Raw genomic sequence first — 23,216 nt, forward strand, 5'->3', positions numbered from 1 at the left:
TTTGCTTTCCACTCTTTTTTATATAAAGATCACCGCCTTATTTTTGTAGTCCCGTGCGTTTTATGGAATAATGAATACGGATACAAGCATTGACAGGAGGAATGTAATCATGAAAATGCCAAGCAAAGAAAACTTGGAAAAATACGCAGAGTTAGCCTTGCGCACAGGCGTCAATTTGCAGAAGGATCAATTGTTAATGATTAATTGTACGATTGCTGGAGCGGAATTCACACGCATTGTCGCACGAAAAGCTTTCGAAATGGGAGCGAAAGATGTACATATTAACTGGGGTGACGATGAACTGACCCGCATGAAATATGAACATGCAGATCAGGAGACATTATCGGACGTCCCTGAATGGCAGAAACAGCAATACACGTACTTTGCTGAGCAAGGGGCAGCCATTCTTTCCATTCGCTCCACAGACCCTGATCTTCTGAAAGGTATCGATGCAAGCAAAGTGGCAGCTGCTACAAAAGCGAGATCAGAAGCGATGTCCAAGTTCCGTGATTATACGATGAATGACCGCATCCAATGGTCGATTGTCAGCATCCCGATTCCTAAGTGGGCACAAAAGATCTTCCCTGGAGAAGAGGAAGATACAGCGGTTGAAAAGCTTTGGGAGCAAATCTTCAGCATCGTCCGTGTCGACCGTGAAGACCCGGTTGCTGCATGGGAAGAGCATAATCAAACGCTGATTAAAGCTCGTGAATACTTGAATGAAAAACAGTACCAGAAGTTGATTTATAAAGCTCCAGGTACGGACCTTGAAGTGGCGCTGCCTGAAGGACACATTTGGAAGGGTGGACCTTCGAAGACCGTTGAAGGAAAAATCCAATTCAACCCGAACATGCCGACGGAAGAAGTATTTACAGCTCCTCATAAATATGGAGTAGATGGGAAAGTTTCCAGTACGAAACCGTTGAACTACGGGGGAAACGTCATCGACAACTTCACGTTGACATTTAAAGAAGGGAAAGTTGTTGATTTCACAGCAGAAGAAGGCGAAGAAACGCTGAAGCACCTTCTGGAAACAGACGAAGGTTCTCGCAGACTTGGAGAATTGGCACTTGTGCCGCATGAGTCACCGATTTCTCAATCCGGATTGATTTTTTATAACACCCTTTATGATGAAAATGCTTCTTGTCACCTTGCCCTCGGAAAAGCGTATCCGAATAACATGACAGGCGGGTCAGACATGAGCGCCAAGGAACTTGATCAGAATGGTGTAAATGACAGTCTATCTCACGTAGATTTCATGATGGGATCCGGTGAGCTTGACATCGATGGTGTACGAGCTGACGGAACGACAGAACCCGTCATGCGCCAAGGAAGCTGGGCTATTACATTTGAATAAAACAGCAAAAACCGGCAGCTTCTAAGAAACTGCCGGTTTTCTTATGCATAAGCGAGCTGAATTTCTTCTTCGTGGAAGTGCACCTCTTTTTCAATCCCGCTGCTCTCATCCACTTAAAAAAATCTCGAAACGGAGTCTTCAACAATCCCGCCATATACTTCAAGAACATCAGCCACGCCTAAAATCATGGAGATGGGGGAAAAGAAGAGGAGGGAGGTGTGCGGATGATTTATGATGTTGGAGTTGTAGGTGCAGGCTTCGGAGGGCTGGCAGCTGCAGCTTCCCTCGCGGAAAAAGGAATGAAAGTGGCCGTCTTTGAAGCCTCTAATGAACTTGGGGGTAGTGCAGGAAAATTTGAACGAAACGGGTACCGTTTTCAGTCCGGTGCCACCCTTGGTATGGGATTTGAAGAAGGAGGGATTCTTCGCAAACTCTTCGATCAATTAAAAATTGATCCTCCTGACATGACCTTGTTAGATACCATCATGGATATCCACATGCCAGACCGCACCATCCATTATTATCGTGAGCGAAGCCGTTGGTATGAAGAGATCCAACGAATTTTTCCAGATCAATCTTCTGCCATCCAATCGTTCTATGATGAAGTGTATAAAGTGGGAGCAATGGTTGATCGTTTAACGGAAGACCTTCCAGTATTTCCTCCACGAACAATAAAAGACATGACGCGTGTCGTCCCTTTAATAAACAAGAATTCATTGCAACTTCTTCCCTTCATGAACCAGACGATAGAAGATCGTCTGAAGAAGTATGGGCTTCATAATCATCGTCTTTTTCGAGTGTTTCTGAATGGGGAGTTAATGGATAGTGTTCAAACAAGCGTTGAATATTGCCCTGCATTTTTAGGCTATGCTGCGTTACAAACGTTTCATAAAGGCGCTTATGCTGTACATGGAAGTCTTGCTTCTGTTGCCGAGCGTTTGGCGTCATTCATCAAGGATTCAGGGAACGATATTTATATGCGTCACCCTATCCACAAAGTAGAGAAAAGCGGCAGGCATTTTGAATTTCATACGAAGCGTGATCAAGTCTTTCGAGCTCAAAAGGTGCTGTTAAACAATTCTGTTCATAATTTCCATGATACGGTATCAGACGAGTTAGGTGAACAATCCTATATACAATCATTAAAAGAAGAAAAAAGGGATACTTGGGGAGCTTTTATCATTCATGGAGGTGTGGATGGGACGGTTTTTGAAGAGTCTGAGGTTTTGTATCATCAGTTTATTGACCCTGACCACCCGGACGAACTCCATAATGGGGGACAGTTTTTAATGTCCTTATCCCATCCCGAGGATTTGAAGATGGCGCCTTATGGAAAGCGGTCATTGACCATTTCTACTCACACCTCTCTTTCTAACTGGTGGAACTCTGATCAATATGAAGCGGATAAGGAACACATGAAAAACCGCCTTCTCAACACAGTGGATTTTTACTTCCCGGGATTTGAAGAAAAGTTAGACATCGTTCTTCCTGGTACGCCGGTTACTTTTCAAAAGTGGTTGAGAAGAAAAGGTGGAAAAGTAGGAGGGTACACACCGACGGGGAAATATAGCTGGCTGAACAGCTACTCCATCCGCACCGGCATTCCGGACGTTTATCAATGCGGGGATACGGTTTTTCCAGGGGCCGGAACACTTGGAGTAACCTTGTCAGGGATGACAGCCGCAAAGGAAATGACGAGATGATTAATGTAAAGTGATTAGGGAATAAGAAAAGAAAAGGTGAAAGATAAAGGAGATGAAATTGTATGTATAACGATGGAAGTAATGAAATGCCGGGATTCCAAGCCAACCCGAATAACTACGATGAGTGTCAGCGCTGTGGCAAACCGCTTCAAATCAAAGAAGAGAGAGAGATCAATCTTTGCAAGGAATGCCAGAACAGACAGGAAGATCATAAAGTCGAGTCCAAAGAAGATTAAAGAGAAGCGATCTCTTTCAAGGGGTCGCCTTTTTCATGCGTTTCTTTTAAAAAACAATACACTAAAGGATAAAGGATATAGCTTTACACCATAATAATAAGAGTGATAAAGTTGTACATTGTGCATTCCAACACACTATGAATTAAAGGAGACAACTATGGAAAATAAAAACACAGGCCGTATCGACTGGCCGGTATTTGTAATAAGCGGAGGATTATTGGTCCTTTTCGTTATTCTTGCACTTATTGATATTGATTTGATTGAAATGATCGTCAGTGACAGCTTTGCATGGTCAGCCAAGTACTTCGGTGCTTTCTGGCAAGTGCTCATGCTTGCTACGTTCGTTGTTGGTTTATATTTAGCTTTTTCACGTTATGGAAAAATCAGAATGGGGGATATGGAGAAGCCAGAAATAGGGTTATACAAATGGCTATCCATCATTATGGCAACCCTCTTGGCCGGCGGAGGCGTTTTCTGGGCTGCTGCTGAACCGATGTGGCACTTCCTGACTGTGCCCCCATCCCAGTCGGGTGGAATTGAAGCTGGGACAGAAGCAGCGATTAATCCGGCATTGGCACAAAGTTTTATGCACTGGGGCTTCCTGGCTTGGGCCATTCTTGGCACAATCAGTGCGGTCGTCATGATGTATGGTCACTATCATAAAGGCATGCCGATGAAACCTAGAACCTTGCTTTATCCGATCTTCGGTGAAAAATTGCGTCACAGCTGGTTAGGTACGATTATTGATGCTTTCTCTGTTATTGCTGTAGCAGCAGGGACGATCGGACCGATTGGCTTCCTTGGTCTTCAGGCTAGTTACGGACTTCAGGAAATTTTCGGAATCCCTAATCAGTTCAGCACACAGTTTTCCATTATTTTTGCTGTTGTAGTTATATCGACGATTTCAGCAGTTACAGGTTTATATAAGGGAATTCAGATTTTAAGTAGCTTCAACGTCCGAATGGCGATTGCGTTGATGGCGTTTATCGTCATCTTTGGACCTGGTGGTTTCATCATTGACCACTTCCTAGCAGGCTTCGGATATTATGTCGATCAATTCATTCCGATGAGTACGTATCGAGGCGATGAAGGCTGGCTGTCTCTATGGACAGTATTCTTCTGGGGATGGTTCATCGGGTATGGACCGATGATGGCGATTCTTGTCAGCCGTATTTCAAGAGGTCGGACGATCAGAGAGATTATCATTGCTGTATCTGTCTTTGCACCAGTTATTTCTACGTTTTGGTTTACGGTCCTTGGCGGATCAGGAATCTTCTTTGAATTGAACAACCCTGGATCTGTATCCAACGCATTGAATGAAGCAGGTAATCCAGCAGCGATGTTCGCCATTACTGAACAATTCCCGTTAGCAAGTATCATTTCTCCGTTATTCCTGTTATTAACGATTCTTTTCGTTGTAACGACGAGTGACTCCATGTCTTACACGATTGCCATGGCCGTCACAGGAGAAGGGAACCCGCAAAGCTGGCTTAGAGTGTTCTGGGCCGTATTGATGGGCGCGATCGCTGTCATTCTGTTAATCACAGGCGACAGTGGTATTACTCAGCTGCAAAACTTCATTGTTGTTACAGCTGTTCCAGTATCCATTCTTCTACTGCCAATGATCTGGCTTGCACCAAAAGTAGCGAAGAAGATGGCTATTGACCAACGAATCACCAAAAAATAAATATTTTCTCATAAAAAAATGCCCGGGAAAGCCTCCCGGGCATTTTTTTATATATAGAACCAAACAACCGCCCCACAAGTGGAGTGGGGGATTAGATAGCCTCAACAGTTCGCAGAACGGCACGGACGGGGCTACCATCAGCCTGCTCCATTTTCAATGGAAAAGCAAAAAGCTCATAAACTCCTGATGACACTTCAGAAAGGTCGATCCCTTCAAGAATCAAGATGTCATTTCGGTACAGGGTGTGGTGTCCTTTTAACTCTTTACTCGTTTCAGGGTCAACAGAAGGAGTATCGATGCCGATGAGGTCTATGCCATGTTGTTTTAAAAATGGACCGATATCATCACCGATGACCGTGTATGGATCAGGGAAGCGGGTACGGTCTGTCCAACTGTCTGTTCGGAATAACACTTTACTTACCTTACTCAAGTCGACGCCTTCCAGGAGCTCTTTCGTGATGGCCGGTTTATCTTTTAGGTGAACAACCAGCGCTTGGCCCGAAAATCGATCGACGGGTAGGTCTGCAATTTTTAAGCCGGCGGAATCATAGTGATAAGGGGCATCCACATGGGTTCCAATATGATTACTGCCTTTGAATTGGCCAACATTAACAGAGCCCGTATCCTCCATAGACCACGTCAGCTTGTATTCAAAGGGCTCGTCTCCCGGCCAGGGAGGCGTTTCGTTGTTCAATATCATGGTAATATCAATGAATTTCATCATTAAAAAACCTCCTTAGGCGATGGTATCTCTTTCATTTTTAAACTGCTTTTGTTTGTCATTCTCCAGGATGTCTTTCAAGCGTGAAACCACCTCATATACATCTTCATATGACGTATAAAAAGCAATCGGTGCAAGGCGGATGACGTTCGGTGAACGGAAGTCCGGGATGATGGTTTCTTGTTTTAAAGCCTTACAGATGCTTGCGGCCTCGTCATGGATGAGACAGATATGGCCACCTCGGTGTTCATCATTCAAAGGATTACCGATTTTGAAGCCGTACCCTGATAGTTCCTGGTGAACAAGGTCCATCAACAAACGGGTAAGCTGCAATGATTTTTCTCTAATTCGTTCGATCCCTGCTTCTTCAAAAAGCTCAAGTGATCCTAAGAGAGGTGCAGAACTGAGTACATGAGGGGTGCCGATTTGAAAAGCACCTGCGGATTCTGCTGGTGTTAGTTCATGGCTCATATCGAACTGTTTGTCTTTGTCTGAGCTGAACCACCCCGCAAGACCTGGACTCTTGCCGAGATGCTTTTCGTTCACATACAGTCCGCCGACGCCTCCAGGTCCACTGTTTAAATACTTATACGTACACCAGACGGCAAAGTCGACGCCCCATTCATTCAAACGGTGAGGAAGAGCACCGATCGAGTGGGCAAGATCAAAGCCGACGATGATGCCAAATTCGTGAGCGGCCTTTGTTATTTTTTCAATATCGAGTAGTTGACCACTGCGATACAAAACGGAAGGCAGGAGAAGAACAGCGATGTCTTCGTCCATTTCTTTAATGATGGTATCTTCTGATAATGTATAGCCATCTTCACTTTGCACACGGATCAAGTGTTCTTCAGGCGCTAACCCGTGCCACTGAATCTGGCTCTTGATCGCATGAATATCAGACGGGAAGTTTAGTTCATCTGCAAGGATTTTCGTGCGTTTTCCTTCTGGCTTATAGAAGGTTGCCAACAACTGGTGGATATTTGATGTAATAGAACCGGTATTAATCACTTCTTCCGGTTTCGCACCGATGAGAGGAGCGGTCAAAGCTCCGATTTTCTCTGACATGTAAAACCAGGGTTCTTTTCCTTCGGTCCATCCGCCGATCGCATGTTTTTTCCAATCGTTCAGGGACGTGGAGAGCGTTTCCTCGGAACGTCTTGAAAGCAAACCGAGGGAATTTCCATCCATATAGTAAAAACCTTCCTGGTAAAATTCACGTTTGAACGCTTGAAGCGTGTCTTGCTGGTCCATTGCTCTTACATCTTCTCTTGAGATTACAGGTTTAGTCATGAATCTTCCTCCTCAACTCTCATTCATCAATTAAGTTATGCTTCACAAGGACAGCCTTGATCATAGAGTAGGAATACCCTTCTGGGAGAGCCTCTTTCAAGGGTTTCAATTTATGCTCCTCCATTTGATCATAGACTTTCAAAATGTTACCTTCCTGTTCTTCATCAAACCAACGATTCCAATCAATTTCATTTCCTTCTTTTCCAGCTCGGAATATATGGTTCTCAATCGTTTGTTTGCCTATGCCTCTTTTTTTAGAGATGTCTTGTACATCATGTCCTTGTTTCCAAAGGTCGTAAGAAATGATGTGGCTGGGGCGGTCATCAAACGGATCCTTTTGTTGAATAGAAGGTTCGGTCGAACGAACCGGCTTAGGTTTTCTTTCTGTTTCCTGGGCCCACGGCCGTAATTTCTCCAGGAAAGGTTCCCCATACTTCTCGAATTTCTGCTCTCCAATTCCTTTGATGTTCATCATTTCTTCTTTGCTTTCCGGGAGATAGATGGTCAAGTCTTTAAGTGTGGCATCCGAAAAGATGACGTAAGGGGGAAGGTTGCTTTCATCGGCAATCGTTTTACGTAACTGTCGCAACTCTTCGAAGTATTGTTCATTATATTCTGTTTTCTGTTTTTTCGTTGTGGATTCAACAAGCATAAGGACAGGCTGACTCCCTTTAATGACAGAAATGGCTTCATTTGTCAGCTTTAATGAAGGATAACGTCCTTCGCCTGTAGATAGATAGCCTTCTGCGGTTAAAAACTGAATGAAGCGAGTCAATTCTTTTTCTGTATAATTCGGCATAATGCCATAGGTGGATAATTGTTGGAAACGGAACTGCTTCACCTTTTGATCAGCAGATCCTTTGAGCACCTTAGCTGTTAGACCGGCTCCGAATCTTTCGCCCATACGTTTTACACAGGACAATACCATTTGCGCTTCTTTTGTCATATCCTGTTCTTCACCATCGTGGGTGCAGTTCGTACACTTTCCACATGGCTCAGTGTCTGTCGGATCATCAAAGTAGTCGAGGATGTATTGCTGCAGGCAGGAGTGAGTATGGCAGTAATTCACCATGGCCTGTAGCTTTGTGTACTCATCCTTTTTCTTTTCTTCATTGGGTGACTGGTCGATCAAAAAACGTTGCAGGTTGATATCCTGACTGGAGAAAAGCAATACGCAATCACCAGGCTCTCCATCACGGCCGGCACGACCAGCTTCCTGGTAATAAGACTCAATATTCATTGGCATGGAATAGTGGATGACGTAACGGACGTTTGATTTATCAATGCCCATCCCGAATGCATTGGTGGCAATCATCGTGGTCACTTCATCTTGAACGAAATCCATCTGGGCCTGTTTTCTTTGATTCTCTGTCATCCCTGCGTGATATTTTCCAGCCGCAAACCCTTTTTTGGTTAAAAGATAATGAAGCTGGTCGGCATCTTTTCGTGTAGCCGTATAAATAATGCCGGATTCATTGGGAATCTGGGTCAAGTATTCGCTGATGAATTCTCGTTTGTCACGGCCTTTAATAATACGGAAAGACAAGTTGTCCCTTGCGAAACCTGTATTAATGACATTTTCATCTTCGACATCAATCAACTCTTTAATGTCTCTGATTACCTCCTGGGTGGCTGTAGCCGTTAGTGCCATAAGGACAGGGAGGTTTGCGACCTTCTTCAGGGTAGGGACAATCGACCGGTAGCTTGGACGAAAGTCATGCCCCCATTGGGAAATACAATGGGCTTCATCAAAAGCAATTAAGGAAAGAGATATGCTGTTGATTGCCGCCAGGAAATTAGGTGAGTCGAACCGCTCAGGAGCGACATACACGAAGGAATAGCGGCCTTTTTCCATATCTCTGAGCCTTTGTTGCTGCTCTGTATGAGAAAGGGAGCTGTTGATATAAGTAGCGGCTACCCCATAGGAAAGGAGGGCATCCACTTGGTCTTTCATCAAAGAGATCAATGGGGATATGATGATCGCTGTTCCTTGCAGAGTGAGTCCGGGGATTTGGTAACAGAGGGATTTTCCGCCTCCTGTCGGCATGACAGCCAACGTATTTTTTTGATCTAACACATGAGTGATGGCCTCTTTTTGACCAGGACGGAAGGAGGGATAACCGTAGTATTGTTGGAGAATTTTTTCGGCCTGTTGAATCATCGTGATCATCCTTTTATACATAATCTTCTTTCTCCCACATCTTATCATGTTTCACGTGAAAACTGTGGGGAAAACTATAGAAGTCATACCTCTAAATAAAGGAGCGATTGTAAGATGAAGGCCATTGTTATTGAGCAATATGGAGATAAAGAACAATTAGTAGAAAAAGATGTGAAGCGCCCGGTTCCAAAGGAGAGCCAGGTCATTGTGGAATTGCACGCCACATCCATCAACCCGATTGACTGGAAGCTTCGGGAAGGTTACTTGAAAGAAATGCTGGACTTTGAATTTCCTATCATTTTAGGATGGGATGCTGCAGGGATCGTCGCAGAGGTTGGTTCCTCCGTGGATAAATTCAAAGTAGGCGATCGTGTTTTTGCCCGTCCCGATACAACACGAGAAGGAACGTATGCAGAATACACAGCAGTGGATGAACACCTGCTGGCCCATCTTCCTGAGAATGTCTCTTTTGAGGAAGCGGCTGCCGTGCCATTGGCAGGTCTTACTGCATGGCAATGCTTAGTGGACTTTAGTGACATTCAAGAAGGGGATCATGTACTTATCCATGCAGGATCAGGAGGCGTCGGCCACTATGCCATTCAAATTGCAAAACAAAAAGGGGCTTATGTGGCAGCGACAGCCAGCGGCAAGAACCAGGAGTGGGTAGAGAAGCTGGGTGTTGACCGTTTTATCAACTATAAAGAAGAGGATTTCTCAGAAGTATTGAGTGACTACGATATTGTCCTCGATACCCTTGGTGGAGAAATCCAGGAAAAAAGCTTTTCTGTCTTGAAAGAAGGCGGACGTCTTCCATCTATCGTTCAGCCACCGGATGAAGACCTCGCTGCCAAACATGGAGTAAAAGGCGGATTTGTCTGGCTTGAGCCGAGCGGAGATCAATTAGCCAAGCTTGCTTCCATGATGGAGGATGGAGATTTGGTATCTGTCATCGGACACCGCTTTGACCTTAGTGAAGAAGGATTGAAAGAAGCTCACAGCGTCAGCGAAACTCACCATGCCAAAGGTAAAATTGTCATCAACATTAAATAGGATTTACACCTTCACACAGGACCAGGTCACCCCAAACAGGATGACCTGGTCCGTTTTTTTTACCCAAATACGACCTTCACAAAAGCTCCCGTTTGTGGAAGACTCGGTTTCGAGACGTTTGTGCAGTGGGTTGGGGCTGCGGGGGATGACTCGCTTTCCGCGGGAGCGCGGTGAGCCTCCTCGGACTGCGTCCTGTGGGGTCTCACCAAGCACTTTTTTCCCGCAGGAGTCTCGCCATTCCCCTCCGCCCTTTGCCATATAAGTATCTCGAAACCACTTCCAGGAAAGTGAAGCAACATGGATTCTCCTACAACATTTTGAATGATAAAGCCTGTTATAGAGCGCTTTATCACTATAGACTCAGGATCTGTGAAAGACACTCATACTGGGCAAAGGGGTTCGTTTCTCACTTTTATCGTATGGGGTGGCTGGGAAGCTGCGAGACTCCCGTGGGAGAAAGGAGATCGGCGAGATTCCGCAGGGCGTAGCCCGAGGAAGCTCGGCACTCCCCCACAGGAAAGCGAGTAGCTTCCCAGCCACCCCTGACTCCAAATATGGCAAACGAAGCCCCCAAACATCTCGAAACTGAGTCTTCAAGAAACCTGCCAGTTACTTTAGTAACTCTCATAAGAATCGACAATTGTTGTGTAAATTTTCTTACAATTTATGAGTGAGTGGAGTAAACTAAGGGTAAAGGATTTGTAGTAAGAGGAAATGGAGGAGAGGTCGTGCTAACTAATTATCAAACGGGAGTTTATTTTGATGAAATGATGAAACAGGATGGTGCTCCGAAAAGGCACTACCAATGGTTTTATCAGCTGGTCAATCAATTTACAGAACGTGATTTGATGAATAAGCATGAAACAGCTCAACTGAATTTTCTTAGGCAAGGGATTACATTTACTGTGTACAACCACACAGGAGGCACAGAGAGAACGATGCCATTTGACTTCGTTCCGATCATTATCCCAAGACAGGATTGGGATGAGATTGAAAAAGGGATGAAGCAGCGAATGACTGCACTCAATCATTTTTTAGAGGATATTTATCATGACCAAGAAATTGTAGAAGCGGGAATCATCCCAAGAGAGTTGATTGAAAATAATCCTTATTACTACAACAGGCAGGTCAGTGGGATAGACATCCCTCTAAGGAATCATATTTTCCTAGCAGGAGTCGATTTAATTAGAGATGAAAAAGGTCAGTATCGTGTTCTGGAAGATAATTTGCGTAATCCATCAGGGATGTCCTATGTTTTTCAGAATCGTTATGTCATGAGACAAGTGTACCCGGAATTGTTCTTCCAACACTCCATTGAGACATTGGAGCACCAGTTGTCAGAACTTCACCAGGCAGTCACCAGCCACTTGCCGGACAACGCAGACCCTCATAAGTCGCCGACGGCCGTTTTATTAACGCCGGGGATTTATAATTCTGCATATTATGATCATGTCTTTCTTGCTCAACAAATGGGGATTGAACTGGTAGAAGGAAGAGATTTAATTGTTAAAGATGATGTTGTCTACATGAAAACCATCAAAGGGTTGAAACGGGTAGATATCATTTATAGAAGAATCGACGATGATTTCCTTGATCCGGAAGCGTTCCGCCCTGACTCTGCTCTCGGAGTTTCGGGTTTGCTAAGGGCTTATCGAAAAGGAAATGTATCAATACTTAACGGGATAGGCAATGGTGTGGCGGATGATAAAGCGATGTATGTGTATGTTCCAGACATGATTCGCTTCTACCTTGACGAGGATCCGATCATTCCGAACGTTGAAACTTACTTCCTCAGTGATCCTGAAAGGCTGGATTATGTGCTGGAGCACATCCATGAACTGGTTGTGAAAAATGTTGGTGCTTCAGGTGGATATGATATGCTGATTGGTCCACAATCGGACGAAAGTGAACGGGAGGCGTTCAAAAAGAAAATCATAGAGAACCCTCATCAATATATCGCTCAACCGACCATTAAACTATCAAGGGCTCCTGCTTATCAGGAAGGTAGATTTTATCCATGCCATGTGGATTTACGTGTGTTTGTAATGAATGGAGAAAAGACGAATGTCCTTCCTGGAGGATTATCCCGAGTAGCCCTCAAAGAAGGCTCTCTTGTAGTGAACTCCTCTCAAGGAGGAGGAGGAAAAGATACGTGGATTTTGACAGAAAGTGGTGATCAACATGCTTAGTCGTGTAGCCGATTCTCTTTACTGGATGTCGCGAAACATAGAAAGAGCCGAAAACAATGCCAGGGTACTACGTGTGCAGCTCATCCATATGCTGGAGGCTCAAAATCAGGAGTCCGCAGATCGTGATTGGGAAGAGATTGTGGAAGTGTGTGCTTCTGCAAAAGATTACTACAATCTGTATGATCGTATGGACAGGGAGACCTTGATTCAGTACTTGACCATTAGTCCATTTAACGTGAATTCTCTGATGAATTGCATGAACTTTGCCCGTGAAAATGCCCGTTCGACAAGAGATATTCTTCCTGAAGAACTTTGGGAAGTGTTAAATGCTTTTCATTTGGATCAAAAAGAATGGCAGGAGCTTCCGAATACGAGGCAGCATACGCAGGACTACCTGGATCGTGTCATCAAAACTTCGATGACATCCCAAGGAGTCATTGAGTCCAGTATGAGCCGTGGCACTCCCTACACGTTCATTAAAGTGGGGAAATGGCTGGAGCGAGCTGAAAAAACGGCCAGAATATTGAATGTGACGTGTGAGAAAAACAGAAAAGAGGCGGATGTTCCAACAGATCACTATTATTATTGGCTGACAGCTCTACAGTTCTTAAACGGTTATGATGCCTATATTAAGGAACACCCGCCTACGATGGAATCCAAGCACGTCCTGAGCTTTTTGATTAAAGAAGGGACGTTCCCAAGGTCCATTCGTTATTGCATGAACCATGTACTTGAAGCGGTCAACAAACTGGAAAGTGGGAAAATATCCCATTATTCTGAAGATCTTTTTCAAATGCTTGAGCTCATCCAAGATGAAATTACGAGCACGAATATAGAGGAAATGGATATGAATGAGCTGATGTCATTTCTCGATCATTTCCAGGATCGGTGCATGACGCTCAGCCGCATGTTCTCCCAAACGTACTATTTGATTGAACCTGTTCACGTCAAGTAAAGGCTATCCAGGAGGAATAAGCAGTGAAATTTCAAATTGAGCACACGAATACGTTTTATTATGAAAATTTTGTCGATCAGAGCATGAATCATATTCGCCTGAAACCAAGGACGGATGAATGTCAGAGGCTCCTGGCTTACCGGACTGAAATTACTCCAGGGTCGATGACGAAGGAACATATTGATCTCTGGGGGAACCATGTGGAAACCTTCTTTATACCGGAGAAGCATGAACATTTAACATTAAAAACAATATCGACGGTCAGTATACAAAAAAGTCCATTTATTCGTATGATTGAATGTTCGGAGGAAATGCAGACAATCTTTCATTCTGAGCTTTTTCGTCATCACTATCTGGCTTACTTAAACGAAACCCCGTACACTTTCCTGTATAAAGAACAACATGAGGAGATTATCAATGAAGTCGGAGACGCAAAGGACCCTATCCGCTTTTCTTTAAGGTTGATGGAGTATATCAATCAATTGATCCGCTATGATACAACCACGACCCAGGTCAATACTAAGGCCTACGAATCATGGCCATTAAGGTCTGGGGTGTGCCAGGACTTTGCCCATATTATGATTGGGGTCTTAAGGTCGCAGGGAGTACCTGCACGTTATGTGAGTGGTTATCTTTATGTTGGGGAAGATTCAGCTCTTGTTGGAGATGCGGCCACGCACGCGTGGGTGGAAGTGATGGTGCCCGGAATCGGATGGATTGGTTTGGACCCTACCAACAATGTCGAAGCATTAGAACAGCATATTAGAATTGGTACTGGAAGAGATTATGCTGATGTCAGTCCACTTCAAGGAGTCTATCGAGGCGGTGGCCAGAACCTTGATGTGAAAGTCAGTGTGACGCTTCTGGACCATTAAAAAAATCCCTCTCCACCTTGGAGAGGGATTTTCATACGTTAACCGTTCTGAAAGCTTTCTTTATGACGAGGCTGTCCTTTAAAATAATCAAAAAGAAGTCCAATGACTCCTCCGATAAAGGCAGGGAGGATCCAGCTTAAATTCAATTCGAATAAAGGAAGTTGACTAATCAATGGTTCGATGGCAGAAACATCGGCTCCAAAAGCAACGAGTCCGTCATATACCCCTATGACCGCAGTCAACAAAATAGCTCCTCTATACACATAAGGCGAGTGGTTAAAGAGTGGGCTCATGAAAGTAAGGGCAACGAGAACAATCGTGATTGGATAAACGAACACTAGCACTGGGACGGAATAAGCAATGATTTGATTCAATCCGATATTGGATATAGCGAAACTGATCAGCGTAACTATAATGGTGACGTGCTTATAAGTAAGCCCTGGTACACGTTTTGAAAAGAACTGCCCACAGGCGACAGTCAAACCGATACAGGTCGTCAAACAGGCAAGTCCTACAATTAAACCAAGTAAGAGCGTACCTATATCTCCATACATGATTTGTGCAGCGCCGGCAAGGATGGCACTCCCATTATCATAAGACCCTTCTGTTGCCATTCTAGCACCGATCCAACCAATCGCTACATAGACAGTGGTCAGGCCGATAGCTGTCACTAACCCTGCTTTTAATGTGCGGGCGGTTAACGTTTTAGGATCCGTAACTCCGCGATCACGGAAGGATGAAACAACGATAATACCGAAAGCAAGAGAAGCAATGGCGTCCATGGTCAAGTAACCTTCAATAAATCCCGTAAAGAAAGGTTGTGTCTGATACTTTTCTCCTGCAGGTTGGATGGGGCCATCAAGCAGAAAGAAGCTTCCAATGACAAGACCAAGGATAGCCAGGAACAAAGTTGGGGTCAAAATTTGTCCTACGCGATCCACGAGTTTAGATGGATTGCGGCTGAGCCAATAAACGAGTATGAAAAATAAGACCGTAAAAATGAATAATGTCAACGATTTGCCGTTCGTAAATGGAACGATGCCTGTTTCAAAGGCGACGTTCGCTGCCCTTGGGATGGCAAAGAAAGGTCCAATGACAAGGTAGACCATCGATGTAAATAATATTCCGAACATCGGGTGTACACGTCCAGCTAATTGTACAGCACCGTTACGTACAAGTGATATAGCTGCTACTGTTACAATAGGTAACCCTACACCAGTAATGACAAAACCGAAAATAGCAGGAAAGTAGGATGTTCCTGATTCAATACCGAGGGAAACAGGATAGATCAAGTTTCCAGCACCGAAAAACAAAGCGAACAACGTGAATCCAATAAAGATGGTGTCTCTTGCTTTCATACTGGCTCCTCCTCATAGATGTCTGTATATTTTGCGTAAAAAAAGCGCTCTTATCCAAAAGGTGAGCGGCAATAATCTAGGATTTTGCATGATTTTCATTGTTAAAAAGTGAATGAGATTAACGCACCGCCGTAATACTATCAATGTCACACCTTTCTGTCAATTATTTTTTTAGAAAATTTAAAAGGTTATGATTACCATCCCATTTTTTGTGTGATTCCCTTACAAAATAAGGATTTATTCAACACTATGGCGGGGTTATTGACGGTCCGGTTTCGAGACTTTTGTTATGTGGATGGGTGGTTCAGGGAATAATTCGCTTTCCGCGGGGAAACAGGAAGTGAGGTCGTTCGATGTTGGCACAGGACGTGTCGAACTTAATCGAACTTCCTTTATTCTTTTGATCCTCCTCGGCTTCCGTCCCTTTGCTATGGAAGATTATCGAAACCATACTTCTCCAGAGTACGTAAAAGCTTGATGCAGCGTTTTTAGCTCTAATACTTGAATGGTGGAAAAAATCCACTTTAGTATAGGCGTTCGTTTCTCACGATATCGAATGGGGTGGTAGGTAAGCGAGTAACTTCCCGGCCCCCCTGCGCTCACCCGGGTGACGAAAACCAGATATCTTGAATCAGACACTTCCACAATTAGGAGCAAATGGGTAGAAGGTTTAATGTAAGGGTAATATTTTACAGACAATTTAGTTTACAGATGAGGGAGAGGCATATAGAATATGTCTATATTACTTGAGGGTCGTACATACACCTTACAGAAGGAGACTGTTTAATGATAGATTCGTTACTATTACAACTGATGTTAGTGGGGTTTCTCGGCGTAGGTTCTCAATGGGTCGCCTGGCGCTTTCGACTGCCTGCGATTGTAGTCATGTCCATCGCCGGTCTCTTAGCTGGACCGGTACTTGGCCTCATGAACCCTGAGCAGGACTTCGGGGAACTTTATAAACCAATAATATCACTAGCTGTTGCCGTCATCCTTTTTGAAGGAAGTTTGAATCTGGATATGAAGGAAGTGAAAGGCTTAGGTCGGCCAGTGTTCAGGATTGTCACATTCGGTGCATTTTTAAGCTGGATATTAGGTTCGTTGGCCGCTCATTATGTGGCGGGTTTGTCCTGGGCTGTGGCTTTTACAATCGGGGGATTATTCATTGTTACCGGTCCGACAGTGATTTTGCCTTTATTACGTCAGGCAAAGTTAAAACCGCGCCCAGCTAAAATCCTGAAATGGGAAGGGATTATTGTCGATCCGATTGGCGCCTTGCTGGCAGTTTTTGCATTCGAGATTATCCTGTTCCTGACTAACAATGATCCTTCTGCTTTATTGATGTTCTTTGCCGCTTCTGCCTTTGCTGTATTCCTGGGGTGGGTTTGCGGAAAAGGCGTTGGCTGGATGTTCGAAACAGGGTACATCCCTGAGTTCCTTAAATCACCAGCCGTCTTTGCTGTGGTTATTGCTTGTTTTACGATTGCTGATGAAATTATGCATGAAACAGGTCTGTTATCTGTAACAGCGATGGGGATGACGCTTGCGAATATGCATATCTCGTCCATTGCAGATATGCGACACTTTAAAGAGAATATATCCTTATTATTGATCTCTACCATTTTTGTCATGTTGACCGCTTCCCTGACAGTCGAGACCTTGGTAGAAATTTTCAACATACAAATTATAGGGTTTGTAGCTTTAATGCTGTTTATCGTTCGCCCATTGTCGATTTTTCTATCCACTATGGGAACGGATTTATCTAAATCAGAGAAGCTTCTGGTTGGATGGATTGCACCAAGAGGGATTGTCGCGCTTACGGTTGCCAGTTATTTCGCGAGTGTGCTTTTGGAGGAAGGGTTCGAGGATGCTTCAATTCTCATCTCATTGACCTTCGCGCTTGTATTCACTACCGTTGTGGCTCATGGTTTCTCTATTGGCTGGCTGGCGAAAAAGTTAGGACTATCCATGGAGGGGCCGCCGGGAGTCCTCATCGCAGGCGGAAGTGTGTTCACCACAGGCCTTGCCAAGACTTTGGAGGAGCTTAAAATTCCCGTGCTTCTTACGGACTCTTCCTGGGAAAGACTCTCTCGTGCTCGTTCCCGAGGCATTGAATCCTATCACGGGGAAATCTTATCTGAACAGACCGAGTATTATTTGGATATGACACCTTATGAGTATCTCGTTGCCGCTACAGAATTAGATTCATACAATGCTCTCGTTTGCACGACTTTCGTACCGGAATTCGGGCGAAACAACTCCTTCCAACTTAGTTTAAGTAATAGAGAAGGGGATGATTTGGAGGATCTTGTGCATACGATCGGAGGGAGGGTCCTATTTGAAGAAGGGGCCTCCTGGGAAGAATTGAACGCCAGAGTAGAAAATGGCTACGTATTCCGAAAGACGACGATCACAGAACAGTACACTTTTAAAGACTATATGAAGAATATGGATCAACACGCGATGCTTCTATTTGCGAAAAGAGCCTCAGGAAAAGTAGAGTTTTTCACTCCGGACATGGAGTATAAGGCTGAAAACGGGGATGTCATTGTTTCTTTAATGCCTCCAAGTAAAGAATTTGAAAAAATTCAGGAAAAACTGGAAGGGCAGCGGAAAGATAAAGAAAACAAAGAAAATCAAAAGAAATCTAAATAAGAAAAGACGGAGGAAAACAGTTTCCTCCGTCTTTTTTATTGCTCTGCCTGAGCTAATTGCTTATTTAGTTCTTTTAACTCTTCTTCCATCCTAGCCAGCTGTTTCTCGGCATTTTGAATATTACCTCCTGCAGCTTCAAGCTTATCTAAATCTCCTTGAATACGAATATAATCAGATTTTAAGAAGGCAATTTGGTCTTGGATTTCTTTTTTAGTCATGGTTCCATCTTCCTTTCTTTATGTTGTTCTCCTTGTCCCAAAGACGTATAATGTTAAGAAAATTTCATCTTATTCAGAATTTTATCAAAAAAAGGTTTTGAAGCAAAAAAGAAAAGGGGACTCTTAGATGACTATAATGTATGAACACGACCCAGGCAAGTTCCTTGAACGAGTGGAGCCATTGCTATTGGCAAAGGAGGCGGAAAACAACCTGCCTTTAGGAATTTTAGATCGCCTGAAAAATTCTCAAGGGAAAGAAGCTTGTCATTTAATCAGCTTTCAGGAGAATGGAAAGCCTGCGTTCATGTCCATGAGAACACCGCCGCATTTATGGATTATTCCTTCGATCGACCATTGGGAGCCTGATCATATTGTTACCTTTGTCCGTTATTTGCTTAAAGAAGGGCATGAGGTCCCTGGAGTACTTGGCGAACGGAAGGCGGTGGAATTTTTCATAAGAGAATGGAAGCGACTTACTGGACAGGAAGCGGAACTGCAGATGGAGCAGGGAATATTCAGGTTGGATCAGTTGAAGATGATCCGAAGACAAAGGGGTCACTTGATTGAAGCCGATGCCTCTCATCAGTTTCTTGTAGAAAAATGGTTGGAGCAGTATGGAAAGGAAACAGGAGAGGCCCATGTGGGCGGCCGCGCGAAAGAATTGGCTGAGAGTCTGATTGAGGATCAACGTCTTCACTTATGGATCGTTGATGGAGAAGCTGTTTCCATGGCAAGCCGGGCACGAACAACGAAAAATGGAGCCACAATCAATGCTGTGTTTACACCGGATCAGTACAAAAGGAATGGATATGCCTCCCAGGCAGTTTGGCATCTGACAGATCGACTGTTGAAGAGTGGCTACTCTTTTTGTTCTTTGTACACGGATCTCGCCAATTCTACATCGAATTCGATTTATAAAAAAATTGGATATGAAAGAATCGGGGATTCGATTGTATATAATTTTACAAAATAAGGAAAATGTAATAGTGAAATTGGAGCATTCAGCATCAATAGTGAGCTATATGGAAGATATAAGCATCCTGCTATTGCAACTTCCTTAGAATGTAAAATTTACATAAAATAGACGAAAAATTCTGTGTAAACTGATTTGAGTGAAAGGGGTCGATTTCGGTATTATGTTTAGTAATTGACCCAAAAACTACTACATCAATCATTTAGGAGGATTACATAGTTGAATGTATTAAAGGTAGTAGACAAAATCATTCTGAAAATCGAAGAATTTATATTAAGTTATGCGGTCATCATCATTGCTTTAATGGTCGTAGGGAAAGCGTTGAGCAGGGCGCTGTTCAGCTATTCACCCCCTTTCGCAGACGAAGTAAGTCAAATTGCGATTGTAGTAGCAACATTCATGGGGATCAGTTACGCAGCAAGGAAAGGACGCCATATAAGCATGTCCGCTTTCTATGATCTGGCCCCTTTCAAAGTGAGAAAGGTATTAGCTGTGTTTATTCCTTTAGGGACCGCAGCGGTACTATTTGTACTTGCCTATTATTCAGGGTTGTACGTCATCGATGTCTATGAATCTGGCAGAGTGACATCGGCATTGGAAATGCCTGCTTATTATTTGTATCTTTTCATCCCCATCGGATTTTTACTTGGGGGCATTCAGTTTCTGAGAAATGCATGGATCAATATTAAGCACCGGGATGAAGTGTATTTAGGAACGGATGCAAAGGATTATAACGATGAAAAAACAAATGAACTAGAAGGAACGCACTTGTAATAAAAATTATGATGAAGAAAGGGTAACGATATGATAGCGACAATGCTCATAATTATGGTGATCCTTCTTTTATTGAACTTTCCAATGATGATTCCATTGATGGTGGCACCATTGGTCATAATGTTCATATACTTTCCGAATTTGGATCCTATGATTTTAATGCAACAGTTTTCTACAGGAATAGAACCTTATGTACTTCTTGCAGTACCGTTGTTCATTTTTGCAGCGGATATTATGACGACAGGAAAAACTTCCAATCGATTGTTGGATTTTATCGGATCTTTTATTGGCCATATACGAGGGGGTTATGCAGTTACAACGGCAGCTGCATGTACCCTGTTCGGTGCGATATCCGGATCTACACAGGCGACTGTGGTAGCCATCGGTAAACCGATGAGAGAGCGCCTGCTGAAAATCGGCTACAAAGACCCGACAGCGATGGCGTTGATCATCAATTCCAGTGATGTCGCTTTACTAGTCCCCCCGAGTATCGGGATGATTATATACGGATTGGTATCCGGAACGTCCGTTGGGGATTTGTTTATCGCAGGAATTATCCCGGGCGTAATCGTCTTCTTGTGTTTTTCCATCTACAGTGTCATCTATGCAAAGATGGCGGATATTCCACTGGCTAACAAAGCCTCATGGAGCGAGAGGCTGCAAATGACTAAAAAAGCCCTGCTTCCATTGGGGTTCCCTGTTTTAATTATCGGTGGAATCTATACGGGCTTATTTAGCCCGACAGAGGCAGCGGGTATGTCTGTACTTTATGCTTTTGTTCTGGAAGTGCTGGTTTACCGTTCTGTACATATAAAAGAACTGCCCAAAATTGCTCGATCTACTGGTTTAGTAACATCTGCCGTCTTTGTACTTGTTGCCGGTGGACAAGCTTTTACGTGGGTCATATCATTCGCGCGAATTCCGCAAATGATTACAGAAACAGTTCTTGGCTCAGATCCTAGTGCTGTTTATGTTCTCCTGATGGTAACGATCTTTTTCTTCATTGGATGTATGTTTGTGGATCCTATCGTGGTTATTTTGATATTGACTCCGATTTTCTACCCTGCAGCTATGAGCGCCGGAGTAGACCCTATCCATTTGGGTGTTGTAATTACATTCCAAGCGGCTTTAGGTTCAGCTACGCCTCCATTCGGAGTGGATATTTTCACAGCCAGTGCGGTATTCAACAAACCGTATTTAGAGGTCATCAAAGGAACACCGCCATATATTCTGATGATGTTTGCCATTTCAGTATTATTAATATTCTTTGAGGAACTTTCACTCATCCTTCTTTAAAGTGAGAGTGGAAGCAGATATACAAAAATAGGGGAGGTCATTGTTATCTTTAGAAAAAATAGTTTACTAACAATCCTATCGCTAATCATGCTCAGTCTGATTCTTGCTGCCTGTGGTGGAAGTGATGACGGCAGTGCGGATGGTGATGGTGGAGAAACCTACAATTGGAAGTTCGTAACGGAAGAAGTGGATGGACAGGTCCAATATGAATACGCAGAAGAATTCGCTAAACGTATGAACGAAAAATCTGATGGTGCCGTAAACATTGATGTTTATGAATTTGGTGGACTTGGGAGTGAGACAGACCAAGTAGAGCAGCTTCAAAACGGAACCGTACAGATGGCGATTATGTCTCCTGGTTTTACAGGGAACATGGTAAAAGAGGGGCAAATCTTTGCTTTGCATTTCCTTTTTCCTGACAGTGTAGAAAAGACACAACAAATCTTAAATGATAGTGAAGCCCTGAATACAGATCTACGCGAATTGTATGAAGAACACAGCATTTCGCCATTAGCTTACTGGACCGAGGGTGCGATGCAGTGGACATCCAGCAAGCCGATTGAAAAACCTGCAGACTTTGAAAACTTTAAAATGCGTACACAAACGTCTCCTTTGATCCTTAAATCCTACGAGGCGTACGGAGCAGATCCTACTCCAATGAGTTGGTCAGAGCTTTATACGGCATTGGATAGAGGTACAGTGGAAGGGCAGGAAAACCCGATCTTCTTCATTGGGGATGCATCTTTCAATGAGGTACAGGATTACATGACACTGTCTAAACACAACAATTATGTAGCCATGACGACAGTCAACACAGACTGGTATGCTGAGCTCGACGAAGAAATGAAAACAATGGTGGATGAGACCGTTAAAGAAATGCAGGACTGGGTATTCGACGAACAGAAGAAACAAAATGAAGAGTACCTGGAAACGATCAAGAATGATAAGGAAACCCCAACAGAAATTATCGAATTGACTGACGAACAGCGCGAAGCGTTCAAAGAAAAAGCGCTCCCTGTCCGCGACTTCTACCGTAGTGATGTATCTACAGTAGACGGACAAGTCCTTGATAAGCTTCTTGAAGAAATCGAAGCATCAGGAGAATAATCAACATAAAAATGTCCAGAGCCTAGCGCTCTGGACATTTTTTATGCTCTTAATCACTTTACTCCAACTAAAGCTCCCTTTTTTTGAATACTCAGTTTCGAGACGATTGTGTGGTTCTAGGGGCTCCGGGAAAAGGTTCGTCTAGCTCCATCGTCCAGACACTCGCGTCATAAGCAGAACAGCAAAGGAATGAAAAACACATTCCGTTGCTGTTCTGCTTATGCCAGTCGTGTCTACCAGGACGGTTCCGCATTTGAACACTTTCCATGGGGCGGGCGGTGAGCCTCCTCAGGCTTTGCCTTCCGGGGTCTCACCTGTCCCACACGTCCTTTTGGTTATCCAGTTCCGGCGCCTAGCGGCTAGTGAGACTTCCCTCGCTTCTGTACGATAAGTCAGCATCGAATCGCTACGCTCTCCGTGTTTCCTTTATCTCCGCCAGCTCAGTCCAGTCCATACGCCGCTGACCAAGGCACCTCCACACTAAAGGATAGGAGTCTCACCGTTTCCCTCCGCCCCTTTACCTTATAAGTGTCTCGAAACCACTTTTAAAAAGGGTGAGCTTGAATGGTTGAGGGAAGCGTATGATTAGAACACCTGTATTCATTAGT

Annotated in this window: 18 protein-coding genes; 13 read left to right on the forward strand and 5 right to left on the reverse strand. The window is 43.9% G+C overall.

Annotated features, from left to right (window positions below; genetic code table 11):
* The first annotated feature begins 109 nt into the window (after positions 1-109).
* The 4 genes from GLW00_RS01950 to GLW00_RS01960 all read left to right on the forward strand — a co-directional run bounded on the left by GLW00_RS01950 (position 110) and on the right by GLW00_RS01960 (position 4,983).
* The gene (locus GLW00_RS01950) at positions 110-1,357 is read left to right on the forward strand and encodes an aminopeptidase (RefSeq protein ID WP_160910794.1); all 1,248 of its coding nucleotides are present in this window, start codon (positions 110-112) and stop codon (positions 1,355-1,357) included.
* Positions 1,358-1,581: 224 nt separating this feature from the next.
* Positions 1,582-3,060: a phytoene desaturase family protein gene (locus GLW00_RS01955; RefSeq protein ID WP_160910795.1), complete on the forward strand. Its 1,479-nt coding sequence runs from the start codon at positions 1,582-1,584 to the stop codon at positions 3,058-3,060.
* A gap of 62 nt (positions 3,061-3,122) precedes the next feature.
* Positions 3,123-3,296: a hypothetical protein gene (locus GLW00_RS20435; protein ID WP_202412332.1), complete on the forward strand. Its 174-nt coding sequence runs from the start codon at positions 3,123-3,125 to the stop codon at positions 3,294-3,296.
* Between the two features lie 157 nt (positions 3,297-3,453).
* Positions 3,454-4,983, forward strand: coding sequence for a BCCT family transporter (locus GLW00_RS01960; RefSeq protein ID WP_160910796.1), 1,530 nt, complete (start codon positions 3,454-3,456; stop codon positions 4,981-4,983).
* A gap of 91 nt (positions 4,984-5,074) precedes the next feature.
* On the opposite strand, the gene kynB is transcribed toward GLW00_RS01960, so the two are convergent.
* The 3 genes from kynB to recQ are packed head-to-tail and all read right to left on the reverse strand — an operon-like array spanning position 5,075 to position 9,158.
* Positions 5,075-5,707: an arylformamidase gene (kynB, locus tag GLW00_RS01965; RefSeq protein ID WP_335808425.1), complete on the reverse strand. Its 633-nt coding sequence runs from the start codon at positions 5,705-5,707 to the stop codon at positions 5,075-5,077.
* 12 nt (positions 5,708-5,719) lie between these two features.
* Entirely contained in the window at positions 5,720-6,997 is a 1,278-nt protein-coding gene (gene kynU, locus GLW00_RS01970; protein ID WP_160910797.1) for a kynureninase, read from the reverse strand.
* A gap of 19 nt (positions 6,998-7,016) precedes the next feature.
* Positions 7,017-9,158 (reverse strand): DNA helicase RecQ, encoded by a 2,142-nt coding sequence (gene recQ, locus GLW00_RS01975; RefSeq protein ID WP_160910798.1) that lies wholly within the window; start codon positions 9,156-9,158, stop codon positions 7,017-7,019.
* A 114-nt stretch (positions 9,159-9,272) separates the two neighbouring features.
* On the opposite strand from recQ, the gene GLW00_RS01980 reads away from it, so the two are divergent.
* From GLW00_RS01980 to GLW00_RS01995, 4 genes are all read left to right on the forward strand, one after another.
* Positions 9,273-10,208: an NADP-dependent oxidoreductase gene (locus GLW00_RS01980; RefSeq protein ID WP_160910799.1), complete on the forward strand. Its 936-nt coding sequence runs from the start codon at positions 9,273-9,275 to the stop codon at positions 10,206-10,208.
* Positions 10,209-10,936: 728 nt separating this feature from the next.
* Positions 10,937-12,397, forward strand: a complete 1,461-nt coding sequence (locus GLW00_RS01985) for a circularly permuted type 2 ATP-grasp protein (RefSeq protein WP_160910800.1) — start codon at positions 10,937-10,939, stop codon at positions 12,395-12,397.
* Positions 12,390-13,352, forward strand: coding sequence for an alpha-E domain-containing protein (locus GLW00_RS01990; protein ID WP_160910801.1), 963 nt, complete (start codon positions 12,390-12,392; stop codon positions 13,350-13,352). Before GLW00_RS01985 ends, GLW00_RS01990 begins: the two co-directional genes overlap by 8 nt.
* A gap of 23 nt (positions 13,353-13,375) precedes the next feature.
* Positions 13,376-14,227, forward strand: coding sequence for a transglutaminase family protein (locus GLW00_RS01995; RefSeq protein WP_160910802.1), 852 nt, complete (start codon positions 13,376-13,378; stop codon positions 14,225-14,227).
* A gap of 38 nt (positions 14,228-14,265) precedes the next feature.
* On the opposite strand, the gene brnQ is transcribed toward GLW00_RS01995, so the two are convergent.
* Entirely contained in the window at positions 14,266-15,585 is a 1,320-nt protein-coding gene (gene brnQ, locus GLW00_RS02000; protein WP_160910803.1) for a branched-chain amino acid transport system II carrier protein, read from the reverse strand.
* A gap of 786 nt (positions 15,586-16,371) precedes the next feature.
* Between brnQ and GLW00_RS02005 the strand changes: the two genes are divergently transcribed.
* The gene (locus GLW00_RS02005) at positions 16,372-18,240 is read left to right on the forward strand and encodes a cation:proton antiporter (protein WP_160910804.1); all 1,869 of its coding nucleotides are present in this window, start codon (positions 16,372-16,374) and stop codon (positions 18,238-18,240) included.
* Positions 18,241-18,275: 35 nt separating this feature from the next.
* Here GLW00_RS02005 and GLW00_RS02010 read toward each other — a convergent pair whose 3' ends face one another.
* Positions 18,276-18,458 (reverse strand): SE1832 family protein, encoded by a 183-nt coding sequence (locus GLW00_RS02010; protein ID WP_089653638.1) that lies wholly within the window; start codon positions 18,456-18,458, stop codon positions 18,276-18,278.
* A gap of 127 nt (positions 18,459-18,585) precedes the next feature.
* Between GLW00_RS02010 and GLW00_RS02015 the strand changes: the two genes are divergently transcribed.
* The 4 genes from GLW00_RS02015 (at position 18,586) to GLW00_RS02030 (ending at position 22,608) form a co-directional block, all read left to right on the forward strand.
* Positions 18,586-19,431, forward strand: a complete 846-nt coding sequence (locus tag GLW00_RS02015) for a GNAT family N-acetyltransferase (protein WP_160910805.1) — start codon at positions 18,586-18,588, stop codon at positions 19,429-19,431.
* 219 nt (positions 19,432-19,650) lie between these two features.
* Entirely contained in the window at positions 19,651-20,205 is a 555-nt protein-coding gene (locus GLW00_RS02020) for a TRAP transporter small permease (protein ID WP_160910806.1), read from the forward strand.
* A 30-nt stretch (positions 20,206-20,235) separates the two neighbouring features.
* A complete protein-coding gene (locus GLW00_RS02025; RefSeq protein ID WP_160910807.1) occupies positions 20,236-21,501 on the forward strand; it encodes a TRAP transporter large permease in 1,266 nt (421 codons plus the stop codon).
* 87 nt (positions 21,502-21,588) lie between these two features.
* The gene (locus tag GLW00_RS02030; RefSeq protein WP_160910808.1) at positions 21,589-22,608 is read left to right on the forward strand and encodes a DctP family TRAP transporter solute-binding subunit; all 1,020 of its coding nucleotides are present in this window, start codon (positions 21,589-21,591) and stop codon (positions 22,606-22,608) included.
* The last annotated feature ends 608 nt before the right edge of the window (positions 22,609-23,216 follow it).

The sequence above is a fragment of the Halobacillus litoralis genome (assembly GCF_009856445.1).
In the GTDB taxonomy this organism is placed as follows: Bacteria; Bacillota; Bacilli; order Bacillales; family Halobacillaceae; genus Halobacillus; species Halobacillus litoralis.

Coding starts and splice junctions, on each gene's coding strand:
- GLW00_RS02030 (WP_160910808.1), top strand. CDS start 21,589: ATGCTCAGTCTGATTCTTGCTGCCTGTGGTGGAAGTGATGACGGCAGT.
- GLW00_RS01955 (WP_160910795.1), top strand. CDS start 1,582: ATGATTTATGATGTTGGAGTTGTAGGTGCAGGCTTCGGAGGGCTGGCA.
- GLW00_RS02010 (WP_089653638.1), bottom strand. CDS start 18,458: ATGACTAAAAAAGAAATCCAAGACCAAATTGCCTTCTTAAAATCTGAT.
- kynB (WP_335808425.1), bottom strand. CDS start 5,707: ATGATGAAATTCATTGATATTACCATGATATTGAACAACGAAACGCCT.
- GLW00_RS01950 (WP_160910794.1), top strand. CDS start 110: ATGAAAATGCCAAGCAAAGAAAACTTGGAAAAATACGCAGAGTTAGCC.
- recQ (WP_160910798.1), bottom strand. CDS start 9,158: ATGATTCAACAGGCCGAAAAAATTCTCCAACAATACTACGGTTATCCC.
- GLW00_RS01990 (WP_160910801.1), top strand. CDS start 12,390: ATGCTTAGTCGTGTAGCCGATTCTCTTTACTGGATGTCGCGAAACATA.
- brnQ (WP_160910803.1), bottom strand. CDS start 15,585: ATGAAAGCAAGAGACACCATCTTTATTGGATTCACGTTGTTCGCTTTG.
- GLW00_RS01980 (WP_160910799.1), top strand. CDS start 9,273: ATGAAGGCCATTGTTATTGAGCAATATGGAGATAAAGAACAATTAGTA.
- GLW00_RS02015 (WP_160910805.1), top strand. CDS start 18,586: ATGACTATAATGTATGAACACGACCCAGGCAAGTTCCTTGAACGAGTG.
- GLW00_RS02005 (WP_160910804.1), top strand. CDS start 16,372: ATGATAGATTCGTTACTATTACAACTGATGTTAGTGGGGTTTCTCGGC.
- GLW00_RS01960 (WP_160910796.1), top strand. CDS start 3,454: ATGGAAAATAAAAACACAGGCCGTATCGACTGGCCGGTATTTGTAATA.
- kynU (WP_160910797.1), bottom strand. CDS start 6,997: ATGACTAAACCTGTAATCTCAAGAGAAGATGTAAGAGCAATGGACCAG.
- GLW00_RS02025 (WP_160910807.1), top strand. CDS start 20,236: ATGATAGCGACAATGCTCATAATTATGGTGATCCTTCTTTTATTGAAC.
- GLW00_RS20435 (WP_202412332.1), top strand. CDS start 3,123: ATGTATAACGATGGAAGTAATGAAATGCCGGGATTCCAAGCCAACCCG.